Genomic DNA, 23,018 nt, shown 5'->3' on the forward strand with positions numbered 1-23,018 from the left:
TTTTTGGGATCTTTTGTCTATGAGCATGTCATCACCAAACTCTGGTTCACAGGGTTTGCTCCAACGTGTGTTTAAGCTACAAGAACACGGTACAAACGCTCGCACTGAACTAATTGCGGGTATCACGACTTTCTTAACGATGGTTTATATTATCTTCGTTAACCCTCAAATTCTCGCCGCTGCCAATATGGATATCAAAGCCGTCTTCGTAACGACCTGCTTAATTGCGGCTTTCGGCAGTATTTTAATGGGATTAGTGGCAAATTTACCTATCGCCGTTGCCCCCGCTATGGGTCTAAACGCCTTCTTTGCTTTTGTGGTTGTTGGCGCAATGGGCTACTCATGGGAAGTTGCTATGGGAGCGATTTTCTGGGGTGCCGTAGGTCTGTTTTTACTCACGCTCTTTCGTATTCGTTATTGGATAATTGCCCATATTCCACTGAGTTTACGTGTGGGTATTACGAGCGGTATCGGCCTTTTTATCGCCATGATGGGCTTAAAAAACTCCGGTATTATTATTCCTAATAACGACACTATCGTGACTATCGGTAATTTTGCTTCTCATAACGTATTACTAGGTGCATTAGGCTTTTTTATTATCGCTATTCTTGCTGCTCGTAATATTCATGCTGCAATTCTTATCTCAATTGTTATCACCACAGTCATTGGTCTTCTCTTAGGAGATGTTCAATATCAAGGTATCTTTGCTATGCCACCTTCTATCACTACCGTGGTAGGTAAAGTGGATATTGTTGGTGCGTTAGATATCGGCCTTTCTGGTGTGATTTTTGCCTTTATGTTAGTTAACCTATTTGACTCTTCAGGCACATTAATTGGTGTCACTGATAAAGCGGGTTTAACCGATGACAAAGGCAAATTTCCACGGATGAAACAAGCATTATATGTCGATAGCTTAAGCTCTGTTGCAGGCTCTGCAATGGGAACATCGTCTGTCACTGCTTTTATCGAAAGCACTTCGGGTGTTTCTGTCGGCGGTCGTACAGGTTTAACGGCGGTTGTTGTCGGTGTTCTTTTCTTACTCGCGATCTTCTTATCACCACTCGCAGGCATGGTACCTAGCTATGCGACGGCAGGCGCACTGATTTATGTGGGTGTATTAATGACATCCAGCCTTACGCGCGTGAAATGGGATGATTTAACAGAATCTGTTCCAGCCTTTATCACTGCTGTCATGATGCCATTTAGCTTCTCAATTACTGAAGGTATTGCTCTTGGTTTTATTGCCTATTGTGTGATGAAAGTGGGTACTTTCCGCTGGAAAGAAATTAATCTATGTGTTGTGATTGTTTCACTGCTATTTATTTTAAAAATATTACTGATTGATACTCACGTGATTGATTTAAATAATTTATTTTAACATTTAATAAATTAAGATCATGATGATACAGACAAAACGGCACCAATAACGTGCCGTTTTTTATAAGAAAAGAGGTGATTATGCAACGTTCGTGGGCAACAACAAACCAAAGATAATCGAATCAGAAACCTCATCACCGACTATCCAACGCTGTTTAAGATACCCTTCCTGTTCAAAACCTAATTTCGCTAATAAAGCAGCTGAAGCTTTATTATCAGGGTGAATATCGGCCTCTAAACGACGAACAGATAAATGCGTTTGGAGATACGTGATAAACGCAGCCATAGCTTCTTTCATCACCCCCCTGCCTTGATAAGCCGTATCAAGGCAATATCCGATTTCGCCACGTCGTGAATTAGGGTAATGATTAAAGAAAACACACATCCCCATCAGTGTATTAGTTGCTTTATCTATCACCGCTAAACGCAGATACTCTTTTCTTTCCATATGGGTGATATCTTGAATGATATCTTCTTGCGCTTCTTGCAGAGATTGCCAAGGGAGATGACTCCAGTAGCGCGTCACTTCAGGTGAACTCATGATCTTAAACCAATCTTCCGCATCCCCCATTTCAAAAGGGCGCAATCTTAATCTTTCTGTTTCAACCTGAATATCGGCGTAACGCATCTCTACTTTTCCTTATGTGTTTTTGGCGCCACAAATGCAATACAAACTGGCTCGGCAATGGCATCGGGTTCAGCACGAAACATTATCTCTTGAGTATCCGCTATTTTTAAGCTCGGCCAGTGCTTTAATCCCTCATCAAAATGTGCTTTTTCACAGTAATAGCCGACTTCACTCACCAAGACGACACCTTTTTCTTCTAATTGTTGAAGTGTTATATATCGATTATAAATATTAGGTGGTTGAACATTTTCTTCTAACACCCAAGGCTGTGAAGATAATGGTCTATCTTTACCATAAAAAGTCACCCATTCATGCATATACTCACCACCAACATATGCAAGTGGCGTGTGATAATGCTGATGCCATGCTTGTTCAACCTCTTGCACAAAGGTTTTTACACCAATAAATTTTTGACCTGCATTACGCACATTAGCGGCTTGAACGACGGTATAGCCAGAAACAACCAACATGCCAAACACACCTAAACCGTACAATACACCACGCAATGAACGCTTAGGCATGACACTGATTGAACCCACAAAAAGCGCAGTTGCAACTGACATAAAGGGCTGTAACCATTCCGTGATACGTCCACCTTCATGAAAACTAAACCAGACAAAAATAATTACCAATGGGAATAGCAATACAAAATTCAACAACTGGCTATCTTTAGATGCAGACCAACTTACTCGGCCACCATAAAGACGTAATATTACCCACATCAAGATAATGGGATAAAAAACCGTCAGTACAGCACGCGTTGTACGCAAATTAAAACGGTTTTCTATTTGTGAATCGACCCACTTAAAAGCGGCAAAGTCGGTTTGCCATAACCAAATAAAATTAGGGATAACAAAAGCAAACCAAATAACCAACGCTATATAGAAATAGGGAGAACAATAACTTGCTCGAACTTTAGGTACAAAAAGGCTTGATAAAAACACAGAACCCATAAAAGCTAACGATGAATATTTCCCCATTGTGGCGATACCCATCGTAATCGCAAAACCAATCCAATATTTTTGATTGTCATTAATAGCACAAAGGAAAAAATAGAACGCCCATGCCCAACAACCCACTAGAATATAATTATCGTTATACGGGATAATATCAAAGTTGATAACGCCAGATAAATTAAGCGACAACATAGCAAACCAAGCTAGATTAGTATTTTGTGTCAACTTATAGGCTAAGTTCCAAACACCTAATAGCCCAATGGCAATGACAATAAAGTGGATAAAATACCAATAAAAGCTAAAATCGATACCGCCATAAATAGCCGGTGTCATTATAAAACCAACAAACCAAGGATTTTTTGGAGATCCCCACCCTCCATTAGTGCCCCAATTAACAGCCTCAACAGCATCATAAGGCACGGTAGGGTCAAAGAGATAACTCACTAAGATCCAGAGCGTCGCATAACCAATAACCCACCAATATACTGGTTTACGTAATTGTGCAGATAATAATGTCATAATAAATAAAAATTTAAGTTAATTAATTTAGTTTGGTCGTTGATTGACGTCACAACACAGTAAAGTATAGTGAAACGAACCGCACATTGTACGTGAGCAAAAATTAAATTGTCTTAAATTTGCGCTTTTATTGAAAATTTGTTTCTGATAGATTGCGCAACCAAGAAGATCACTATCGAGTTACCATTATGAATATGATTAAAAGAAAACCCGCAGCTAAAACACGTAAGAAATCTCGTGAAGAGCTGAACGCGGAAGGACGTGAACGTAAACGTCAAAAGAAACACCGCGGCAATCCTGCCGGTAACCGTCAGCAGGAAGCGGAAAATAAACAGCAAACGAAAAATACAGCGCCGAAAGATCCCCGTATTGGTAGCAAAAAACCGATCCCTCTGATTGTGGGTGATACACCAAAAGTGGCGAAGAAAAAACCGGCACCCGTTAAAGAAGAGCCCGTTCGTTTAACATCTGAGCAAGAATTAGACCTGTTAGAAAACGATGCTCGTTTAGATGAATTACTGTCTCGTCTTGAAAACGGTGAAAAACTCAACGCAGAAGAACAGGCTTATACTGAGAAAACCCTTGATCGTATTGACGAATTAATGGTTGAACTGGGTATTGAGTTTGAAGATGATGACGATGAAGAGAAAACAGAAGACATCATGCAATTGCTGAAAGGTAAATAATCAAAAGATTAATTATTTTCCTTGATTAGCTGACATCTAACGGATATTAATAACTTATTGATATCCGTTATTTTTTATAACGTTTTCTCTGTTTTACTTTTCATTAATTTTTATTATCAACAATAGATTAAATAACCCTCACAAGCTCAGATAACTCCATCTATTCCTCTCTTGTTATCCCTGATATCCTATTTTTCTATCTTTAATATACGAGTGATAAAAAATATGGATAACAGACAGCAGTACTTAGATATCGCAGCCGGGCAAGGAGAAAAAGTGCCCTCTCGTATAGTGGCCTTCCCTGCACAGCCACTAAACTATGCGCTTATTGAACAACGTCTAGACGAACAGACAGATTACACTGACGGTGAAATAAATTATCTCAGTGAAAATATTGACGACGGTTTTTTCTATCGTTGCCAACATGGTGATGACGAGTTACATTTTTTTGTCTGTCTTTACCCTCGTGATGAAAATTACGAAATACGCCCAATGTATTCAACAGATGAACTTACCCCGCAATTATTAGCGCACGCAAATGCCACAACTCAAGATTTATTGTTGGAAACACTGTTTACTGAAACCTTGCATCCTTTAGCGAGTTATCGCCATCAACTAAATTTTCTTAATATCATCGCACCCGAAATAGTTTTAGCATTAGATGAATCAGCGGCAGGTAAAGCATTAACGCCTGAGTGGATACGCTTCCAATTAGAAACGCCCGATCTTTATCCTGAAGTAGAAAGCTTATATGTTATTCATGCTGTCTATGACACAGAAAATGAACCACCAACCATGTTCTGGTTCCATACACATGGATTAGCTCGTTGTGGTTTAACAGAAGTCGATTTAGTTATTCCAAGTATGCTTGAATCTTACTATGGTATTCCTGATCTCTTCCGTTGCTTTGTTAATAACAGCATTAATCATCGCCAAATTGCATTTGGTGAACCAATGCTTTGCGGTCAAACATCATCAGGCTTGGAGTATCTTGTCGCATTACCTTTTGAAGAAGGTATTCGCCATATTAATCAATCAACACCACTCGAAAGCCTTAGACCTTTAGAAGAGATGCGTTACGACACAGAAGGTGCACCACACGGCGTTTTCTTGGGTGATTTGGCCGATCGTGATGAATATCATCAACATCCTTCTTCTATGCTATTTAGAACCAATGAAGAAAATCCTGTTTTAGAAACCTTCTTTAAAGGTTATGAAGAGCAGCAAGCGATGATGCTACTGCGTAGCAATGAAGAAACCTATGAGATGTCTGAAAAAGCCAAGCGACGTTGGGAATACTTCGTTTCTATGTTTGATAACTACAATCAACCACCTGTTGAGAAAAAAAGTGGGTTTCTCTCCAAGTTATTAGGAAAAGACAAACCTGAAGAGACCGAAAACCCGTGGCAATTTATGATCAAATTCGGCATTCCTTATGGTGAAGAGGAAGAAAAAGAGCTAGAGCATATGTGGTTTGTGCCACAGTCTCGTGATGGAGGCACTGTTTATGCAAAATTACTCAATGTGCCTTTTTATGTGAAAGAGATGCAAGAAGGTGAAATCTATCCTATCAATATAGATTTAATTACTGATTGGGTCGTTTCATTTGAAGGTGATAGCTATACCCCTAACAATATTTACCAGCTTTTTAGCCACCAGCAAACTCACTAATTAGTAGGCATTCACAATAACAACGCGAGCTTTTTTACTTAAGCTCGCGATCTTCATATTCTTGAAATCTACGTTTATCTTGTTCCTTGTTAATACTATTAATTGATTATTATTTTATTGCTACATTGACATCTCAATACTTCACATTTTGTTTTTGTCTAGTAACAGATAGAGAAAACAGCCTGATTTCCTCCCAATATCTTTTCTCTGGTTGATTTAAATCAAGTGCAGATAAGTGTAGTCTAGGCTAAATTATACCCAATAAGGATAATTATAATTCTCATTAGCATTAAAAATATTTATTATAATTATCCTGACTATTATTATGTGAATTCTCATACTCGTTAATAATTATCAGTATCATTATTTTTTGTATCAACATTCGTGGAAGGACGATTATGTCTCTGATCCCAAATCACAGTTATAAAATCTTGAGCTACTCACCTCAGATTAGCCCTGCATACAGACAAAAATTGTTATCTTTAGGTATGTTACCTGGCGCTGTGTTTAACGTTATTCGTATCGCCCCACTGGGTGATCCTATTCAAATAGAAACGCACCGAGTCTCCCTAATTTTAAGAAAAAAAGATCTCGCATTCATTAATCTTAGCGAAGTAGTTCATAACGAAAAATAATCGTTATTTCTCATTCAACCTGACAAGACAACTATTGGCATCACTATTATGACTCCTCTCACTATAGGCCTTATCGGTAATCCCAATGCCGGTAAAACAACACTCTTTAATCAGTTAACAGGCTCTCGTCAGCGTGTGGGTAACTGGGCGGGTGTAACGGTCGAACGTAAAGTTGGTCGTTTCACAACTGCAAATCATAAAATTGAGCTCGTCGATTTACCCGGAACTTACTCTTTAACGACAATCTCAGAACAGACATCGCTTGATGAGCAAATCGCCTGCCATTTCATTTTAAGTAATGAAGCAGACATGTTGATTAACGTAGTTGATGCATCAAATCTTGAACGTAACCTCTATTTGACATTGCAACTGCTTGAGCTTGGTATTCCGTGTATCGTGGCATTAAACATGCTCGATATTGCAGAACACCAAGATATGCAAATTGATATCAAGGCACTTTCAGAGCATTTGGGTTGTCCTGTTATTCCAATGATTTCAACCAAAGCATCTGGCATTGATAAGCTCAAAGAAGCCATTGATACCTTCCCGGCTGAAAAGAAAAAACCACAAGAATTACTCACTTCTTATCCACTATGGTTATTAAATGAAGTTGAGGTACTTGCTGAAAAAATTAATCATGATGAGTTTAATTTACAGCAACGTCGTTGGATGGCATTACAGTGCTTAGAGGGCGATATCTATACTCACCAACGAGCTCAAATCACGAGTGAAGATATCAAAAACATCCGCCAACGCATTCAAGACGAACAGAATAATGAACCAGAATTAGTCATTGCGGATGCCCGTTACCAAAATATTGAGCGCATCTGTCATACCGTGATCAATATGGAGTCCATTAAGCCGAATATTCTGACACAAAATATCGATAAAGTGATATTAAACCGTTGGTTAGGTGTTCCTATCTTCCTGTTTGTTATGTATTTAATGTTCGTTCTAGCAATTAACATTGGTGGTGCATTACAACCTGCTTTTGAAGGTGGCTCCGAAGCTATCTTTATTCATGGTATTCAATGGGTTGGTGCAACGTTTAACTTCCCTGAATGGCTGACAATTTTCCTTGCTCAAGGTGTCGGTGGCGGTATCAATACTGTTCTTCCATTGGTGCCACAAATCGGGATGATGTACCTCTTTTTATCTATCCTTGAAGACTCAGGTTATATGGCTCGTGCCGCATTTGTTATGGATAGATTGATGCAAGCTCTGGGATTGCCCGGTAAATCATTCGTACCACTGATTGTCGGTTTTGGTTGTAACGTACCTTCCATTATGGGTGCGCGTACTCTTGATGCACCTAGAGAGCGATTAATCACCGTATTAATGGCACCGTTTATGTCTTGTGGTGCTCGTTTAGCGATTTTCGCGGTATTTGCGGCAGCTTTCTTTGGTAAAAACGGCGCGAGTGTTGTTTTCTCGCTTTATCTTCTGGGTATTGTGGTTGCTATCCTCACAGGCTTGTTGCTAAAACACACCATTATGCGCGGCGAAGCGTCACCTTTCGTGATGGAACTGCCTGTTTATCATGTTCCTCACCTAAAAACGTTACTAATGCAAACTTGGCAGCGTTTAAAAGGCTTCGTGGTACGTGCGGGTAAAGTCATTATTATTGCCAGTATGTTTATCGGTGCATTAAATAGCTTTACTTTCTCAGGTAAGCCTGCCGATAACATCAATGACTCTGCATTGGCATCAGTCAGTAAAGTGATCACACCATTATTGCAACCTATTGGTGTTCATAACGATAACTGGCAAGCAACGGTAGGTTTAGTCACTGGTGCAATGGCAAAAGAAGTGGTTGTGGGAACATTAAATACCCTTTATACCGCGGAAAGCATTGTGAACGAGCCTTTTGATCCTGAAGAATTCGATCTGTGGGGTGAAATTGGTGACGCCTTTGGTGAAACATGGGATAGCTTAAAAGAGACTTTCACGCTAGCTGCGCTTTCTAATCCAATTGAAGCAAGTAAAGGTGATGGTGAAATGGATACCGGCACAATGGGAACTATGGGGGCAAAATTTGGCTCCGGCATTGCTGCATACAGCTATTTAATCTTTGTTTTACTGTATGTGCCTTGTGTTTCAGTGATGGGTGCTATTGCGCGTGAAACCAGTCGTGGCTGGATGACCTTCTCTATTCTTTGGGGATTAAATATTGCTTACTCACTGGCTGCGCTGTTCTATCAAACCGCAACCTTTAGCGAACATCCACAAAGTAGTGGTATCACCATTGCGGCTGTAGTTATCTTCAACTTAATTTTGTTTATCTTGTTGCGTAATGCCCGTAATCGTCTAACAATTAACTTAAGCAATAAACCTTCATTGGCTAAACAATGTTGTTCAAAAGGTAGTTGTCACTAAGTGACCAAGGAAAAGTAAGATGGCTAGTTTGATAGAAGTACGTGATTGTATCGCCCTTAATGGTCGAGCCGATGCCCGTCTTATCAGCCATCAACTCAATATGCCTGAACCGTTGGTGCAAGCAATGTTAGAGCGGCTCACATTGATGGGTAAGCTTCAAGAGGTAGATGTCGAGGATTGTCTTACGGGTAGTTGTAAAAGTTGCCCTGAAGCCACCGCCTGCCAGACAAAGCTTTATCAATTACGCTAACAATAATAGTGTATAACCGACTTAAATCCCCTATTTTTATAGGGGATTTTTCTATCATCACACTCGGTTCTATCTTAATTGGTACATATAGTAGTTCATTCTTTACATGCATGAATAAGTGCGTCACTAAATTCATCTGGATGTGAAATAAACGGTGCATGAGCCGCATTACGGAAAATAACCGAAGGTGATTGTGGATAAATAGCATCTAATAATTCAGCCACTTTTCGAGGTACTAACCCATCTAAATAACCGTAAAAACGAATAAAAGGGCAACTCAGCATTTTCAACTCTTCTCGTAAATCCTCAGTGCGCAGAATTTCTAATCCACCATTAAGCACTTCAACAGAAGGAAGAGGTTGCTCTAATACCACTGATTTTAATGCCTTCATATCTTCACGCGCACTTTGAGTACCTAATGTTTGCAGTGCTAAAAAGCGCTCAACTGTACGATGAAAATTCTCATTTAACTGCTGTTCAAACCCTCTTAAAACCTCAGGTTTGATACCAGGCCAATCGTCATGAGCACCAAAACAAGGTGAAGAAGCTACGGTAATCAACGCTTGCACATTATTAGGATTATCTAAAACAACACGGCTCGCGACTAATCCACCTAGAGACCATCCTAGCCAAATAGCATTAGCAGGCGCTTTTGTAAAAACAATCTCTGCCATCTCTTTTAATGTGAGGGCAGGAAAACCTTGGCTACGCCCATAACCCGGTAAATCAACAAGATGCAGTGTAAAATGCGAGCTTAGCCGCGGTATTAATGATTGCCAGACCTCTGCATTCAATCCCCACCCGTGTAATAGCACAAGATCTGTTTTTCCTTCACCGATTGTCTGCCAATACAATTTATTCATTGTTATGATCTCTTCTCTTAATACAGGGATTTTGATTATGTGGATAACAATAGCAGGATATTGTTGGTTATGTCGCCAACCCTTACATTATGATACTAAAGGTATTTGTTCGAGTTGTATTCGCTATTTACCTAAACAACATAACCGTTGCCCATGCTGTTTATATCCCTCATCTCACACTATGATGCTATGTGGGCGCTGCTTACAATCGCCTCCACCATGGAAACAGATGTTGACAGTCACAGACTATCAACCTCCATTAAATAAATTATTACACCTTTATAAATACCAACCTCGCCCTCAAATAGCTTTATGTCTCGCACGACTTTTTCTATTGCGATGGCTTTCACATCATAGAGAAAATGGGGTGCAGAAACCCGATAGAATTATTAGCGTTCCTTCGCATCGCCATCGCCGTTGGTCTAGGGGCTTTGACCAAGTAGAAGCGATTGCTAAACCTTTGGCAAGGTGGCTAAATTGTGCTTATCAACCGGATACCCTGATAAGAACTCGTGCTACACTGGTGCAAACGCATCTTAATGCCAAGCAAAGGCAACAAAATTTAAAGAATGCATTTATATTAAATAACACAGTGTCGGTATCAGGGAAAAATCTGGCACTAATTGATGATGTTATCACTACAGGCGCGACATTAAAGAGTATTGTCCCCTTGTTATTTCGTGCGGGAGCACGCTCTGTTGAGGTATGGGCGATTTGTCGAACCTTGTAGTTAACCGCCAATTGGGCGTATGATAACCAACCAGAACAGTCAACTATTGAGCAAGACGATATGATTATTATTACTGATGCCGCACAGGCGCATTTTGCCAAACTACTGGCTAACCAAGAACCCAACACCCAAATTCGCGTATTCGTTATCAATCCAGGCACACCTAATGCTGAATGTGGCGTTTCATACTGCCCACCTGATGCCGTAGAACCAAACGATACTGAAATTAAGTTCGAAAAACTTTCTGCGTATGTTGATGACATCAGCGCACCTTTCTTAGAAGATGCAGAAATTGATTTTGTTACTGACCAACTAGGCTCACAATTAACCCTGAAAGCACCTAACGCAAAAATGCGTAAAGTCGATGCTGATGCACCATTAATTGAACGCGTAGAATACGTACTACAATCACAAATTAACCCACAATTAGCAGGGCATGGTGGTCGTGTTAGTCTAATGGAAATCACAGAAGATGGTTATGCTATCTTACAATTCGGTGGTGGGTGTAACGGTTGTTCAATGATTGATGTCACATTAAAAGATGGTATCGAAAAAGAACTGTTAAACCAGTTCCCAAATGAATTAAAAGGTGTGAAAGACTTAACTGAACACCAACGTGGTGAACATTCCTACTACTGATCCTTCAGTATCACATCCCCTATGATACTCACCTGCACGGATATCATGGGGGATTTGTTTATTAAAATAATCATTTACAAAGTATAACGTCATCTTTACCTATTTGACGTTATGATAAATGTACCGTTCTCTCGCTCAGAACAAATAAATCAATTAGCAATATAATAAATAAGACAATTATGGATAAGTTTCAATTTCTCAGCATTGAACAAGCCTATCAATTCTGGACATCTCAATCGGCAATCTTAGTTGATGTTAGAGATCCTCAGAGTTACCGCATGGGTCATGCTACCGGCGCATTTCATCTCACCAATGATACGCTAAACAAATTTTTACAAGATGCTGACTTTGATGTGCCTGTGATGGTGATGTGTTATCACGGTCATAGCAGTCAAGGAGCAGCTCAATATCTGGTCAATATGGGCTTTGAAACCGTTTACAGTGTTAATGGTGGTTTTGAAGCATGGCTAAGAGAGTTTCCACAAGCGATAACCTCTCTGCAATAACTACAGATGAGTTTTGTTAATGATCCACATTATTACGCTTTCTAACCCTCAAGCAGCTGATTTATTTGTCAATTATATGGCAACAAAAGGTGTGCGAATTCACGCAAAAAATGAAAATCAGCAGATCTCACTTTGGTTAGAAGACCAACATCAATTGGATATGGTTGAAAAAGAACTCAATACTTTTTTACGCGAGCCTTTTCACCCACGTTACCAAGCCGCAAGTTGGCAAACCGGTAATCCGCAAAATACGGGTATCAAATATCGCCCAGCTTTTTCGATAAAAAATATGGTACAACGTTCAGGGCCGTTAACGGTACTGGTGATTATTTTATGTATCCTCGTTTTTATCTGGCAACAAGTGGTTGGTGACTATGATGTCATGCTCCATTTAGCATGGCCTTATGAAGAGAGCTTAAACCTTGAAGTTTGGCGCTATATTACTCCAGCGTTTATTCATTTTTCACTGATGCATATCGCCTTCAACCTTGCTATGTGGTGGTATCTCGCAAGTCAAACAGAGCAACAATTAGGCACCGGTAAATTATTTGTGATCATGCTCGTTTCTGCGCTCTTTAGTAATTGGGCACAATCCTTGTTTACAGATTCCAACTTTGGCGGGCTTTCTGGCGTTGTTTACGCATTAATTGGCTATGTCGGTTTAACAGGAATACGTAATCCAGAAAAAGGTATTGGTGCTCCAACAGGTTTAATCGTCTTTTCAATTTTGTGGATTGTTGCTGGTTATATGGGTGTTTTAGGTGACTCTATCGGAAATGCTGCACATTTTGCAGGCTTCCTTATCGGCTTATTGATGGCTTTGTGGGATAATCGACATCAATTATCTCGTAGATCATAATAAAATTAACATGATATTTTTAACATTAGGGGATACCTGTGAAGCAAACGCAACGACATGATGCCATCATTGAACTGGTACGCCTACAAGGCTATGTCAGCACTGAAGAATTGGTGGAGCATTTTGAAGTCAGCCCACAGACCATCCGACGTGATTTAAATGAATTAGCGGAAAAGAACAAAATCCAACGTCATCACGGTGGTGCGGCATTACCTTCAAGCTCAGTGAATACGGCTTATCATGATCGTAAAATTATGTGGTCTGATGAAAAATCACGTATCGCACAACGAGTAGCAAGCTTAATTCCTGATGGTGCAACACTGTTTATTGATATCGGTACAACACCTGAAGCAGTCGCACATGCATTAATTAACCACAAAAACCTACGTATCGTGACCAACAATCTCAATGTGGCAACGTTACTGATGGGCAAAGAAGACTTTCGCTTAATTCTTGCGGGTGGTGAAGTACGTACACGAGATGGTGGCATTGTCGGTGAAGCGACACTTGATTTTATCTCTCAATTCCGTCTTGATTACGGTATTTTAGGGATAAGCGGTATTGATATGGATGGTTCTCTACTTGAGTTTGATTACCATGAAGTTCGCACTAAACGCGCAATTATCGAAAATTCACGCTGTGTAATGTTGGTGACTGATCATTCTAAGTTTGGTCGTAATGCGATGGTGAATTTGGGCAATATGAATCTAATCGATTACTTATTTACCGATCAAGAACCCCCCGCAGGGATCCAAAAAATTGTTGAGCAGCACAACGTTCAACTCGAATTATGTTAATTGAATAAATTCCTCAAAAAGTACCTTATCAGGTACTTTTTTTTCGCCTATTTTCTACTAAACTCGGATTAACCCATTCTATTTGCTCTCATTTTTGATCTGTCTACACTCTTTTTCATTAATACATGAACAATGTTGCTTATTATTAATAAACCCACAAAAAATGTGGATATGATAATAAATTGTTACCCATATCACGCGGTTATGTTTTTTATCAGTTATATAGTTGGCATTTTCATCAAACTTCATTACAATTGTGAGCGAAAACGAACATTAAAGAATTATTTCGCGCATTCGTAGGAGGATGTTATGAAAACTCAAGACTTGATTGTCATCGGCGGCGGGATAAACGGCGCTGGAATTGCGGCGGATGCAGCTGGCCGAGGCCTTTCAGTACTTATGCTGGAAGCTCAAGACTTAGCAAGTGCGACATCTTCCGCGAGCTCTAAACTTATTCATGGTGGTTTACGTTATTTAGAACACTACGAATTCCGCTTAGTTAGCGAAGCACTGGCAGAGCGTGAAGTATTATTACGCTTAGCACCACATATCGCATTTCCAATGCGGTTCCGCCTGCCACATCAAGCACACTTACGCCCAGCTTGGATGATCCGTATTGGTCTATTCCTTTATGATCATTTAGGAAAACGTGTCAGTCTACCAAGCAGTAAAGGCATTAAATTTGGTGCAAACTCTGTTTTAAAACCAGAATTAACACGCGGTTTTGAATATTCAGATTGTTGGGTTGATGATGCACGTTTAGTGGTACTCAATGCACAAGAAATCGTCCGTCGTGGTGGTGAAGTGCGTACTCGCACAAAAGTAACCCGCGCTTGGCGTGAAAATAATTTGTGGATGGTAGAAGCGCAAGATTTACGTACTGGTAAAACAGCGCTTTATCAATCAAAAGCTCTTGTCAATGCGGCTGGCCCTTGGGTTAAAACCCTGTTTGACGAAGGCCTAAAACTGAAATCACCTTATGGTATCCGCTTAATTAAAGGTAGCCATATTGTTATTCCTCGTGCTCATAACGAACCACAAGCTTATATTTTACAAAACGAAGATAACCGTATTGTCTTCGTTATTCCTTGGATGGATGAATTCTCTATCATCGGTACTACGGATGTTGAATATAAAGGTGATCCTAAAGATGTCGCTATTGATGACAACGAAGTTCAGTATTTACTGAAAGTCTATAACGATCACTTTAAAAAGCAGTTAACCAAAGAAGATATCGTTTGGAATTACTCTGGTGTACGCCCATTGTGCGACGACGAATCCGATTCACCACAAGCGATAACCCGTGATTACACCTTAGATGTTCACGATGATAATGGTCAAACACCACTATTATCTGTATTTGGTGGTAAATTAACGACGTATCGTAAATTAGGCGAACACGCCGTTGATAAACTCGTAAGCTACTTCCCTAACATGGGTAAACCGTGGACCAAAAATGGTCAATTACCGGGTGGTAATTTAGAAGGTTGTGATCGTGATGGTTATTCACGTTTAATTCGTCAACGTCATCCTTGGTTACCAGAAGCACTGGCGCTGCGTTTTGCTCGCACTTATGGTAGCAACACTGAATTACTGCTTGAAGGTATTACTGATTTAGCCGGTATGGGCGAAAACTTCGGTCATAATCTGTATGAAGCAGAATTACGTTATTTAGTGAAACATGAATGGGTTATCGAAGTTGATGATGCGATTTGGCGTCGTACCAAACTCGGCATGTGGCTAGATGACGAACAAAAACAACGTATTAGTCAATGGTTAGCGGCAAATACACAAAATTCATAAGAGTAGTCACCCTATTCTCTGACTCTGTTCGATGTTTTTATTAGCAATTTTGTGGCGCCTAATACCGCGCCACTTTTTTTTGCTTTTTTTACCAAAACACTAAAATTACTCATCATTGATCATGAGTTAACTGCTTTTCTAGAAAAGCTTTTAACACCGTTGCATTATTTTGTTGCTCGTCTTTACCTGAATAAAGTAATACCAGCGGTTGCTTTTTGGCTATTGCGACAAGTGATTGCCAATGTTCAGGTGCAGCCATTAATTCTTGCGTATAACGTTGCCTGAATTCAGTAAAATCGCCCCCTCCGCCATGAAACCATTTTCGTAATTCAGTCGAAGGCGCGACACCTTTATTCCATTCATCATAATGAAAATCGGTCTTTTTCACACCCCTTGGCCAGAGCCTATCGACTAACACACGATAACCTTCATGCTCGCCGTCTTTATCATCATAAACACGTTTACAAGTGATCATTTCGCCTCTCATCAATACGTTAGTTAACTTTATTGTAGAAGAAAAATGAGAAGATTGACCTCTCAATACGCTCATTTTCATCATAGAGTCTCTTTCAACATGAAATTTCCTCTCCTTTTGATTGAATTATCCTCATCAAAAACAAGGTGAATAGTTGTTGACTAAATAACCTAATTAAGAGAATCTACATCTAGACGTCTAAATGGTTAGATGGGTGACTAGGTAGTGATACTTAAATAAGAATAACAACACAGTGACATGATTGATGAGGTATAGGTATGAGCTTTTATCACGCAAGCCAACATGAAGCATTAAACCAAAATCTTGCCGAGCTTGATGGCCAGATCCAAGTTTCTTTTGAGTTTTTCCCACCTCGTACCGAAGAGATGGAAAATACTCTTTGGCAATCTCTTGCGCGCTTAAATACCTTAAAACCGAGCTTTGTTTCTGTGACTTATGGTGCAAACTCAGGCGAGCGAGATAGAACGCACTCGATTATTAAAGGGATCAAAGAGCGTACAGGATTAGAAGCCGCACCGCATTTGACTTGCGTTGATGCTAGCCGTGAAGAACTACAACATATCGCACAAGATTATTGGCAAAGTGGTATTCGCCATATTGTTGCCTTACGAGGTGATTTACCGGACAACACTCAAAAGCCCGATATGTACGCCACCGATTTAGTTCATTTACTCAAAGGCGTGGGTGATTTTGATATCTCCGTTGCAGCTTATCCTGAAGTCCATCCTGAAGCAAAAAGCGCACAAGCGGATTTAATTAACTTAAAAAGAAAAGTCGATGCGGGAGCAAATCGCGCCATCACTCAGTTTTTCTTTGATGTCGAAAGCTATTTACGTTTTCGTGATCGCTGTGTTTCAACAGGTATTGATGTGGAAATTGTGCCAGGTATTTTACCTGTCACTAATTTTAAACAGTTAAAACGCTTTGCCGATTTAACCAATGTAAAAATTCCGGGATGGATGCATAAAATGTTTGATGGGTTAGATAATGATCCTGAAACCCGTAGTCTGGTAGGTGCATCAATTGCAATTGATATGGTGAAGATCTTAAGCCGAGAAGGCGTCAAAGACTTCCATTTTTATACACTTAATCGCTCAGAACTGACCTATGCTATTTGCCATACGCTAGGCGTTCGTCCTGAACTGGTACAAGCCTGATCCTAGCTTACAATTACCCCGCTAATTAAGCGGGGTAACATCGTGATAGATTACTCACCAAAGTGATATGGCTTTTCTACTGGCAATAGGCTGTATGCGGTGTCGAGATCACCATTAGCAATACAATTATCTATTTTACGTGCCTTATCGGTAATATCCGTAATATTCACAATCCACTCTTGGCAATATTTTTCAACGGCTTGATTTCGCAAACCAATTTGGATAGTGCGATAACTGAGTCGATTCAGATAAATATCACGTTCAGGATCCCACTGAATACAGATATTACTGGTTTCTGATGCCGCTTTCCAAGCTTCAGCACTGACATAGCGGTCTGGGTCAAAATGACTCACAACACCTTGTGTCAGCATCTCTTGAAAGCCCTCATGGGTAATATCAACGGCAAGAATAGAAGCTTGGTTAGCGTCTTTACGTCCCCAACCAGAACGGTACATCATCCAAAGAAAGGAAGGTTTTACCCAAGTCATGCGGGTCATACTAAAGGGGGGCGAAACAAATGTTCCGTTTGCGACTGCGCTCTGAGCAATAGTATTTGAATAGGCTTGATAAACACGAACAAAATCATTCGTATAATATGCCCTTACTTCGCATTCAGGACATCGGTCAACATCATCGTTCATCTTTCTTTAATATCCTTTTATATTAATAAAATGGAACTATCCGCTTAAATTATGAGCCTCTGATTACAGATAATCAAGAGTCCCTATTTTTTATAAGGCTATATAAATAGCGTAATGCGTGCCCACAAAAATAAAAAAAGAATAACAATAAAACGAGCAGACTCATGTTCCTATTGTGTTTTATTTATACAGTGATAAGTCAATTAATCTTGCTAATCTACTCACAAAGTGAGGCGAATAAGCGATTTAATTGACTCACTGGGTAGAGATTAGGCGCTCGATAAGCTGTGTTTTGATAAGTGAAGGGGATTTCACGGTATTACCTGAAATTTTTGCCGTCATGATTTCAAACGCTTTTTCGACTAATAAAGCCTCATCTTGCTTCATTGACCACACGTTATTTGGTAAAAAGCTCAACATCACATGATCATCGAAGGTACCAATATGGAGGTGAGCAGGAATAACACCTTCACGCTGACGAATAACACTCAATAGACCTTCAAGAATAGGCAGTGATGAGGCAATAAAATGAGTCGGTATTTGCTGATGTTGCTCTAAATACTGTTTCATCATTTGTTCGCCATCTTTGGTCGTATTCTGTTCTGCGTAAGAGACCGTGACACGACTATCATCGCCATAATGCTCTTTTATCGCTTGCACATAACCGCGCAAACGCGCTGCAATCGTGGGCAGTAATGCATCTCCCGCAAAAAAATGGATTGGTGCATCTTGCTTTATCATCGCTCTTGTCAGTTGAGCACCACTGTCACAGTTATCTGAAGCGACACAAATAGCCTCACTTACAGAGAAATCTCTATCTAAAAATACCAATGGTTTTTGACGATGTTTAACATGGTGTAGCTGATTTTTGCGGCTTGATGAAACAATGAAAATACCATCAACATTGCGTTCATCCATTGATTTAACAAGCTTGTTTTCATTTTTGATATCACCATAGGTACAGCTAATTGTTAGCTGACAACCAATTTGGTGACAATGCATCTCTAATTTTTCCGCTAAAGCGGCAAAGAATGGGTTAGAAAGACGAGGGATAACCAATCCGTAGGTATCTGTTTTATTCAGCTTTAAACTTCTAGCTGCATGATTGACGGTATAGCCAAACACCTCAACATAGTCCGCTATTTTCTTTTGCGTTTTTGCACTGATCCGGTATTGATCACCTTTGCCATTTAATACCAATCTGACTGTGGTAATAGACAAATTCAGGTCATTTGCAATCTGTTCAACTGTTTTTGCCATTAATATTCCATTATTGATATTGTGCCCTCATCGTAATGATGAGGGCCTGTTAACCTTTACTGAGCAGGCTTAGCTCGGTATTTCTTCCACATCGCTTTTAACGAAGGTCCAATAATGGGTAGGATCAACGTCAGTATCGCAATACCTAAGAATGTCGCTGTAATCGGGCGTGTATACAGGATAGATAAATCACCCTGAGACATCATTAAAGCACGACGTAAGTTTGATTCTGCCATCGGCCCTAAGATAATCCCGATAACCACAGGAGACATGGAAAAATCGAGCTTAATCATAATGTAAGCGAGTAATCCTGCCCCCATCATCACAAATACATCGATGATACTATGGTTCACAGAATAAGCACCGACACTACATAATACAAAGATAATAGGTACTAATACACGGCGTGGCACATCCATCACTCGAACAAAGAGTTTCATACATAAGAAACCTAAGATACCGAGGAAAATATTCGCCATCATCAAGCCAATAAAGATACTGTTTACTTCAACAGGATTGTCCGTAAAAAGCTGAGGCCCCAATGCCAATCCTTGAACCATAAACGCACCCATAATAATGGCGGTTGCGCCATCACCTGGGATACCTAAGGTCATTAACGGCACCATGGTTCCGCCTGTGACTGAGTTTGCACCGGCTTCTGGCGCAGAAACACCTTCAGGTGAACCGTGACCAAATTCTTCAGGATGTTTAGACCAACGTTTCGCTTCGTTATAAGAGATAAATGATGAGATATCTCCGCCCGTTCCTGGAATAGCTCCAATCGTTGTACCAATGGCAGATGAACGAAAATAAGTTGGTAATACACGTTTAAAATCAGCCCATGTTGGTAATACACGGTGAATACGTGCGTTAATTTTTTCGCTCTTCTTCTGTTTGCGTTCACGGTACTCTTCTTCAAAGCTAATAAGTCCTTGAGAGAAAGCAAACAGACCCACCAAGATAGGGATAAACGAAACGCCACCCATTAGATAAACGGTATCAAAGGTGAAGCGAGGTCCAGATGTCATTGGATCAAGCCCAATAGTTGCAATCGCTAAACCTATCGCACCCCCCATTAATCCTTTCACAATCGATTGCGATGATACACTGGTAATAATACTTATGCCAAATACAGCGAGCGCAAAATATTCAGCCGCCGAGAAACCCGTCGCCACTTTTGCTAATTGAGGCGCAATAACAATCAGGGCGATCGTACTAAAGACGCCTCCAAACATAGAGCCCATCGTAGATAAACCCAACGCTCTGCCTGCTTCCCCTTTTTTCGCCATTGGATAACCATCCAATACCGTTGCAGCGGAAGCGGGAGTACCCGGCGTACTAATCAATATCGCAGTAATTGAGCCGCCATAAACGGCACCACAATACATGCCTAATAACAGGAGGATCCCTGTCATTCCTTGGAAGGAATAAGTTAATGGGAGAAGTAATGCAATCCCCATATTCACTGTTAAGCCTGGTAATGCGCCGATAATAATACCCGCGAACACCCCTAACAGGATCATCGTTATCGTTTCCAGACTGAAAACGACCATTAAAGCGTCTAGTATTTCCATCTCAAAGCTCCTTTACCGCTTACTCAAAAAAGACGGAGGTTGGCAGAGGTGAATTAAAGATAATGTCAAAGAAGACATAAACGACGGCAACTATTACAACCGGAATAACAACCAATGCAATAGGTTTTCTTTCATTCATCAGCCACATAATGATCGGGATAAGAAGCAGTGACGGAATAATAAAGCCAAAAAAGTGCAGGCCTGTGGCATAGACCAACATAAAGAGGCCCAAACCGTAAGCGCGTTTAACTGCAGTAGAACTCAGGTCAACAGACTGGTGTACATGTTTGATTTTATCAACCACAACACTGATCCATTGAAAAATCCCCAGTAAAATAAATAAGATGGCTAAACCGTAAGGCCAAAAACGTTCCCCTGGTACACCATAATCATCAAACATGCTCATATCACGGGAGAGATAGATAATTAGTGCCCCGAAAGCCACTGAAATCGCACCGATGATTGTATTGATTTTTGTCATGTCGGGATCTCCCCGACCCTACCTGCCGTAACAGGTAGGGTGGTTTATAATAATAGAAAGGTTATTTTTTCAGGGTTGTTGAAATTAACTCAGCATACATCTCGTGGTCTTCTTTCATCATTTGGTAAGCATCGTCACCAGTGATGAATACAGGCATAATACCTTGTTTTTTCAATGCTTCTTGATATTCAGGTTTTTGAACCACTTCAGAGAATGCATCCACTAACTCTTTCTTCACGTTATCAGGTACATTAGCGGTTGTTGCTAATACAGCCCAAGCACGCATTTTCACGTTAGTATCTAATTTCAATGCTTCTTTGAAAGTCGGTACCGCTGGGAATAATGGGAAACGACGTTCATCCATTACACCAAGAACACGTAAAATACCCGCATCAACTTGAGATTTAACCGCACCTGGTGTGGTTAATACGCCATCAATGTGATTACCCACTAATGCTGCGATTGACGGGCCTGTACCTTCGTTATAAGGGATATGGTTAAATTTAGCGCCAGTAGTACGTTCGATATTCACGCCCGCTAAGTGATAAATAGCACCCATACCAGAGTTACCGACTTTCAGTTTACCCGGATTCGCTTTCGCGCCATCGATAAACTCTTGTAACGTGGTGTAAGGTGATTCTGCATTAACAACTAATACCACTGGGTCGGCAATAGTTGTTGCGATTGGGGTAAAGTCTTTATAAGTAACAGGTGATTTTCCTTGGTGTGGGAACATCGCCAATTCGACGGTTGTCATCACTAATTTTGTGCCATCTGGGCGCGCATTAGCAACTTCAATCAGACCCGTTAAACCATTACCAGCAGGCTTATTCACAGGAACGAAGATACGTCCAGCTGGCATAACATCTTTTGCAAATTCAATGATAGTACGAGCAGAAGTATCAGTACCACCGCCCGGATTTTTCGGGATGACAACATCAATATTTTTTGTAGGATACGTTAACTGTTGGGCAACTGCATTCCCCATGCCCAGTGTCATCGTAATCGCCAACGCTGCGAGTAGACTCTTTTTCATAAAACCCTTTCTCCACATTTTTATTGAGTAGCCATTAATTGCTGATAAACAATGTTTTTTCGATTCCAAGTAAAGGTCACGTGTAGGGTATTGTTTTCAGCAATAATAGCCGGATATGAAAATTCGCCTTCCCCATCGAGTAAATCGAATGGTTCAGACCAAGTACTGCCATTATCGGATGAAAGACTGACAGAGATAGGATAACGACGGCTCCAGTTACCTGAATTCGGGTTATACACCAATGCCAGTTGACCATCTGCGAAGGAGACGACATCAATGCCGCTATTATTATTTGGTAATATTGTTGCATAAGCCGGACACCAACTGCGCCCATAATCCGTTGAATCGCTACGATAAATAGTACCGCGCGTACTCCGCATCATGGCATGCACATGCCCAGGCTGGGATTCCCATAGTGTTGGCTGTATCACGCCATCCCATTGAAAAACGCGTTGTAGATCAGTCTCCCATAGGGCATCGTCCTTTAAACCCTGCCAGATTTCATGTTCCGTCTGCCCACCTTTATGATGTTCAATCGGAATATCCACTCGCAACCAGTGTTGACCGTTGTCACTTGAAATATCGACAAACGCATCCCAGAATTGGTCATCCTCAACCGATCCTGGTGCCAACCACTCGCCATTCGACATCACTAATACTTTGTTCTTCACAGGACCTCTAGGTGCTACATCACCAGAAACCAATTCACTCGGTAAACTCCAGCTATTTCCGCCATCCTTCGAGATAACGTATTGGGTCGTCCAACTATGTACATCGGGACCCGTTTTATAAAACAGCCAGATATTACCTGTTGATGGGTCAACATGTAAAACTGGATTCCAGTGTGCAACACCCGGATTTTTAACAACAGGTTGAGCGTGTTGCCAATGATCACCCTCTTTCATCACTAGCCAGATAGCGGTATTACCGCTACCTTCTTTATCGCCAGCGAAAAAAGCGGTTAACAAACGCTCAGAGTTAGGCACACGCACAATCGTTGAAGCATGGCAGTGATTAAAAAGTGAATGTGCATTATCAAGCACAAACTGGGTTTCCTTCATCACGAAAGGCATATTCC

General features: G+C 40.6%; 23 protein-coding genes. 13 read left to right on the plus strand and 10 right to left on the minus strand.

Going from position 1 to position 23,018, the window contains the following annotated elements:
• Positions 1-19 precede the first annotated feature (19 nt).
• Complete coding sequence (locus DK861_RS02215; RefSeq protein ID WP_109399122.1) at positions 20-1,378, plus strand: NCS2 family permease; 1,359 nt, start codon at positions 20-22, stop codon at positions 1,376-1,378.
• Positions 1,379-1,456: 78 nt separating this feature from the next.
• Here the strand turns inward: DK861_RS02215 and DK861_RS02220 are convergent, their stop codons facing one another.
• Both DK861_RS02220 and DK861_RS02225 read right to left on the minus strand, forming a co-directional pair.
• A complete protein-coding gene (locus DK861_RS02220; RefSeq protein ID WP_006534555.1) occupies positions 1,457-2,005 on the minus strand; it encodes a GNAT family N-acetyltransferase in 549 nt (182 codons plus the stop codon).
• A 2-nt stretch (positions 2,006-2,007) separates the two neighbouring features.
• Positions 2,008-3,480, minus strand: a complete 1,473-nt coding sequence (locus DK861_RS02225) for a glycosyltransferase family 39 protein (RefSeq protein ID WP_109399123.1) — start codon at positions 3,478-3,480, stop codon at positions 2,008-2,010.
• Positions 3,481-3,668: 188 nt separating this feature from the next.
• On the opposite strand from DK861_RS02225, the gene yihI reads away from it, so the two are divergent.
• The 5 genes from yihI (at position 3,669) to DK861_RS02250 (ending at position 9,098) form a co-directional block, all read left to right on the plus strand.
• Positions 3,669-4,166 (plus strand): Der GTPase-activating protein YihI, encoded by a 498-nt coding sequence (yihI, locus tag DK861_RS02230; RefSeq protein WP_072064892.1) that lies wholly within the window; start codon positions 3,669-3,671, stop codon positions 4,164-4,166.
• A gap of 225 nt (positions 4,167-4,391) precedes the next feature.
• A complete protein-coding gene (locus tag DK861_RS02235) occupies positions 4,392-5,837 on the plus strand; it encodes a DUF4026 domain-containing protein (protein WP_109399124.1) in 1,446 nt (481 codons plus the stop codon).
• Positions 5,838-6,235: 398 nt separating this feature from the next.
• Entirely contained in the window at positions 6,236-6,472 is a 237-nt protein-coding gene (feoA, locus tag DK861_RS02240) for a ferrous iron transporter A (protein ID WP_109399125.1), read from the plus strand.
• A gap of 48 nt (positions 6,473-6,520) precedes the next feature.
• Entirely contained in the window at positions 6,521-8,848 is a 2,328-nt protein-coding gene (feoB, locus tag DK861_RS02245) for a Fe(2+) transporter permease subunit FeoB (protein ID WP_109399126.1), read from the plus strand.
• A 19-nt stretch (positions 8,849-8,867) separates the two neighbouring features.
• Complete coding sequence (locus DK861_RS02250) at positions 8,868-9,098, plus strand: FeoC-like transcriptional regulator (protein WP_006534547.1); 231 nt, start codon at positions 8,868-8,870, stop codon at positions 9,096-9,098.
• A gap of 95 nt (positions 9,099-9,193) precedes the next feature.
• Here DK861_RS02250 and bioH read toward each other — a convergent pair whose 3' ends face one another.
• Positions 9,194-9,961, minus strand: a complete 768-nt coding sequence (bioH, locus tag DK861_RS02255) for a pimeloyl-ACP methyl ester esterase BioH (RefSeq protein ID WP_109399127.1) — start codon at positions 9,959-9,961, stop codon at positions 9,194-9,196.
• Positions 9,962-9,998: 37 nt separating this feature from the next.
• Here bioH and gntX point away from each other — a divergent pair, with 37 nt between their 5' ends.
• The 6 genes from gntX to glpD all read left to right on the plus strand — a co-directional run bounded on the left by gntX (position 9,999) and on the right by glpD (position 15,295).
• Positions 9,999-10,691: a DNA utilization protein GntX gene (gene gntX / locus DK861_RS02260; protein WP_109399128.1), complete on the plus strand. Its 693-nt coding sequence runs from the start codon at positions 9,999-10,001 to the stop codon at positions 10,689-10,691.
• A gap of 60 nt (positions 10,692-10,751) precedes the next feature.
• A complete protein-coding gene (gene nfuA / locus DK861_RS02265) occupies positions 10,752-11,330 on the plus strand; it encodes a Fe-S biogenesis protein NfuA (RefSeq protein WP_006534544.1) in 579 nt (192 codons plus the stop codon).
• Between the two features lie 179 nt (positions 11,331-11,509).
• The gene (gene glpE, locus DK861_RS02270; protein ID WP_006534543.1) at positions 11,510-11,836 is read left to right on the plus strand and encodes a thiosulfate sulfurtransferase GlpE; all 327 of its coding nucleotides are present in this window, start codon (positions 11,510-11,512) and stop codon (positions 11,834-11,836) included.
• A 19-nt stretch (positions 11,837-11,855) separates the two neighbouring features.
• Positions 11,856-12,695, plus strand: coding sequence for a rhomboid family intramembrane serine protease GlpG (gene glpG / locus DK861_RS02275; RefSeq protein WP_109399129.1), 840 nt, complete (start codon positions 11,856-11,858; stop codon positions 12,693-12,695).
• Positions 12,696-12,733: 38 nt separating this feature from the next.
• Complete coding sequence (locus DK861_RS02280; RefSeq protein ID WP_006534541.1) at positions 12,734-13,492, plus strand: DeoR/GlpR family transcriptional regulator; 759 nt, start codon at positions 12,734-12,736, stop codon at positions 13,490-13,492.
• Between the two features lie 309 nt (positions 13,493-13,801).
• Positions 13,802-15,295 (plus strand): glycerol-3-phosphate dehydrogenase, encoded by a 1,494-nt coding sequence (gene glpD, locus DK861_RS02285; protein WP_109399130.1) that lies wholly within the window; start codon positions 13,802-13,804, stop codon positions 15,293-15,295.
• Between the two features lie 112 nt (positions 15,296-15,407).
• Here the strand turns inward: glpD and DK861_RS02290 are convergent, their stop codons facing one another.
• A complete protein-coding gene (locus tag DK861_RS02290; protein WP_072064908.1) occupies positions 15,408-15,770 on the minus strand; it encodes a DUF488 domain-containing protein in 363 nt (120 codons plus the stop codon).
• Positions 15,771-16,048: 278 nt separating this feature from the next.
• Here DK861_RS02290 and metF point away from each other — a divergent pair, with 278 nt between their 5' ends.
• On the plus strand, positions 16,049-16,948 hold the full coding sequence (gene metF / locus DK861_RS02295; protein ID WP_109399131.1) for a methylenetetrahydrofolate reductase: 900 nt from the start codon (positions 16,049-16,051) through the stop codon (positions 16,946-16,948).
• A 50-nt stretch (positions 16,949-16,998) separates the two neighbouring features.
• Here the strand turns inward: metF and DK861_RS02300 are convergent, their stop codons facing one another.
• The 6 genes from DK861_RS02300 to DK861_RS02325 form a co-directional block, all read right to left on the minus strand.
• Positions 16,999-17,589, minus strand: a complete 591-nt coding sequence (locus tag DK861_RS02300) for a DUF4291 domain-containing protein (RefSeq protein ID WP_109399132.1) — start codon at positions 17,587-17,589, stop codon at positions 16,999-17,001.
• A 255-nt stretch (positions 17,590-17,844) separates the two neighbouring features.
• The gene (locus tag DK861_RS02305) at positions 17,845-18,849 is read right to left on the minus strand and encodes a LacI family DNA-binding transcriptional regulator (protein WP_006534534.1); all 1,005 of its coding nucleotides are present in this window, start codon (positions 18,847-18,849) and stop codon (positions 17,845-17,847) included.
• Positions 18,850-18,905: 56 nt separating this feature from the next.
• Positions 18,906-20,423, minus strand: a complete 1,518-nt coding sequence (locus DK861_RS02310; RefSeq protein WP_006534533.1) for a tripartite tricarboxylate transporter permease — start codon at positions 20,421-20,423, stop codon at positions 18,906-18,908.
• A 19-nt stretch (positions 20,424-20,442) separates the two neighbouring features.
• Positions 20,443-20,904 carry a tripartite tricarboxylate transporter TctB family protein gene (locus DK861_RS02315; protein ID WP_006534532.1) on the minus strand — a complete coding sequence of 154 codons (462 nt, stop codon included), beginning with the start codon at positions 20,902-20,904 and terminating at the stop codon, positions 20,443-20,445.
• 61 nt (positions 20,905-20,965) lie between these two features.
• A complete protein-coding gene (locus DK861_RS02320) occupies positions 20,966-21,940 on the minus strand; it encodes a tripartite tricarboxylate transporter substrate binding protein (protein WP_228407144.1) in 975 nt (324 codons plus the stop codon).
• Between the two features lie 20 nt (positions 21,941-21,960).
• The gene (locus DK861_RS02325; RefSeq protein WP_006534529.1) at positions 21,961-23,013 is read right to left on the minus strand and encodes an exo-alpha-sialidase; all 1,053 of its coding nucleotides are present in this window, start codon (positions 23,011-23,013) and stop codon (positions 21,961-21,963) included.
• Positions 23,014-23,018 lie beyond the last annotated feature (5 nt).

This window comes from Proteus sp. TJ1640 (assembly GCF_003144445.1).
GTDB lineage: Bacteria > Pseudomonadota > Gammaproteobacteria > Enterobacterales > Enterobacteriaceae > Proteus > Proteus penneri.

What these genes read in the sequence shown, in the direction of transcription:
- DK861_RS02325 (WP_006534529.1), bottom strand. Translation starts at nt 23,013, where the DNA reads ATGCCTTTCGTGATGAAGGAAACCCAGTTTGTGCTTGATAATGCACAT.
- nfuA (WP_006534544.1), top strand. Translation starts at nt 10,752, where the DNA reads ATGATTATTATTACTGATGCCGCACAGGCGCATTTTGCCAAACTACTG.
- metF (WP_109399131.1), top strand. Translation starts at nt 16,049, where the DNA reads ATGAGCTTTTATCACGCAAGCCAACATGAAGCATTAAACCAAAATCTT.
- DK861_RS02250 (WP_006534547.1), top strand. Translation starts at nt 8,868, where the DNA reads ATGGCTAGTTTGATAGAAGTACGTGATTGTATCGCCCTTAATGGTCGA.
- yihI (WP_072064892.1), top strand. Translation starts at nt 3,669, where the DNA reads ATGAATATGATTAAAAGAAAACCCGCAGCTAAAACACGTAAGAAATCT.
- DK861_RS02310 (WP_006534533.1), bottom strand. Translation starts at nt 20,423, where the DNA reads ATGGAAATACTAGACGCTTTAATGGTCGTTTTCAGTCTGGAAACGATA.
- feoB (WP_109399126.1), top strand. Translation starts at nt 6,521, where the DNA reads ATGACTCCTCTCACTATAGGCCTTATCGGTAATCCCAATGCCGGTAAA.
- feoA (WP_109399125.1), top strand. Translation starts at nt 6,236, where the DNA reads ATGTCTCTGATCCCAAATCACAGTTATAAAATCTTGAGCTACTCACCT.
- DK861_RS02225 (WP_109399123.1), bottom strand. Translation starts at nt 3,480, where the DNA reads ATGACATTATTATCTGCACAATTACGTAAACCAGTATATTGGTGGGTT.
- gntX (WP_109399128.1), top strand. Translation starts at nt 9,999, where the DNA reads ATGTGGATAACAATAGCAGGATATTGTTGGTTATGTCGCCAACCCTTA.
- DK861_RS02290 (WP_072064908.1), bottom strand. Translation starts at nt 15,770, where the DNA reads ATGATCACTTGTAAACGTGTTTATGATGATAAAGACGGCGAGCATGAA.
- glpG (WP_109399129.1), top strand. Translation starts at nt 11,856, where the DNA reads ATGATCCACATTATTACGCTTTCTAACCCTCAAGCAGCTGATTTATTT.
- bioH (WP_109399127.1), bottom strand. Translation starts at nt 9,961, where the DNA reads ATGAATAAATTGTATTGGCAGACAATCGGTGAAGGAAAAACAGATCTT.
- DK861_RS02315 (WP_006534532.1), bottom strand. Translation starts at nt 20,904, where the DNA reads ATGACAAAAATCAATACAATCATCGGTGCGATTTCAGTGGCTTTCGGG.
- DK861_RS02220 (WP_006534555.1), bottom strand. Translation starts at nt 2,005, where the DNA reads ATGCGTTACGCCGATATTCAGGTTGAAACAGAAAGATTAAGATTGCGC.
- DK861_RS02235 (WP_109399124.1), top strand. Translation starts at nt 4,392, where the DNA reads ATGGATAACAGACAGCAGTACTTAGATATCGCAGCCGGGCAAGGAGAA.
- DK861_RS02305 (WP_006534534.1), bottom strand. Translation starts at nt 18,849, where the DNA reads ATGGCAAAAACAGTTGAACAGATTGCAAATGACCTGAATTTGTCTATT.
- glpE (WP_006534543.1), top strand. Translation starts at nt 11,510, where the DNA reads ATGGATAAGTTTCAATTTCTCAGCATTGAACAAGCCTATCAATTCTGG.
- DK861_RS02215 (WP_109399122.1), top strand. Translation starts at nt 20, where the DNA reads ATGAGCATGTCATCACCAAACTCTGGTTCACAGGGTTTGCTCCAACGT.
- glpD (WP_109399130.1), top strand. Translation starts at nt 13,802, where the DNA reads ATGAAAACTCAAGACTTGATTGTCATCGGCGGCGGGATAAACGGCGCT.
- DK861_RS02320 (WP_228407144.1), bottom strand. Translation starts at nt 21,940, where the DNA reads ATGAAAAAGAGTCTACTCGCAGCGTTGGCGATTACGATGACACTGGGC.
- DK861_RS02300 (WP_109399132.1), bottom strand. Translation starts at nt 17,589, where the DNA reads ATGAACGATGATGTTGACCGATGTCCTGAATGCGAAGTAAGGGCATAT.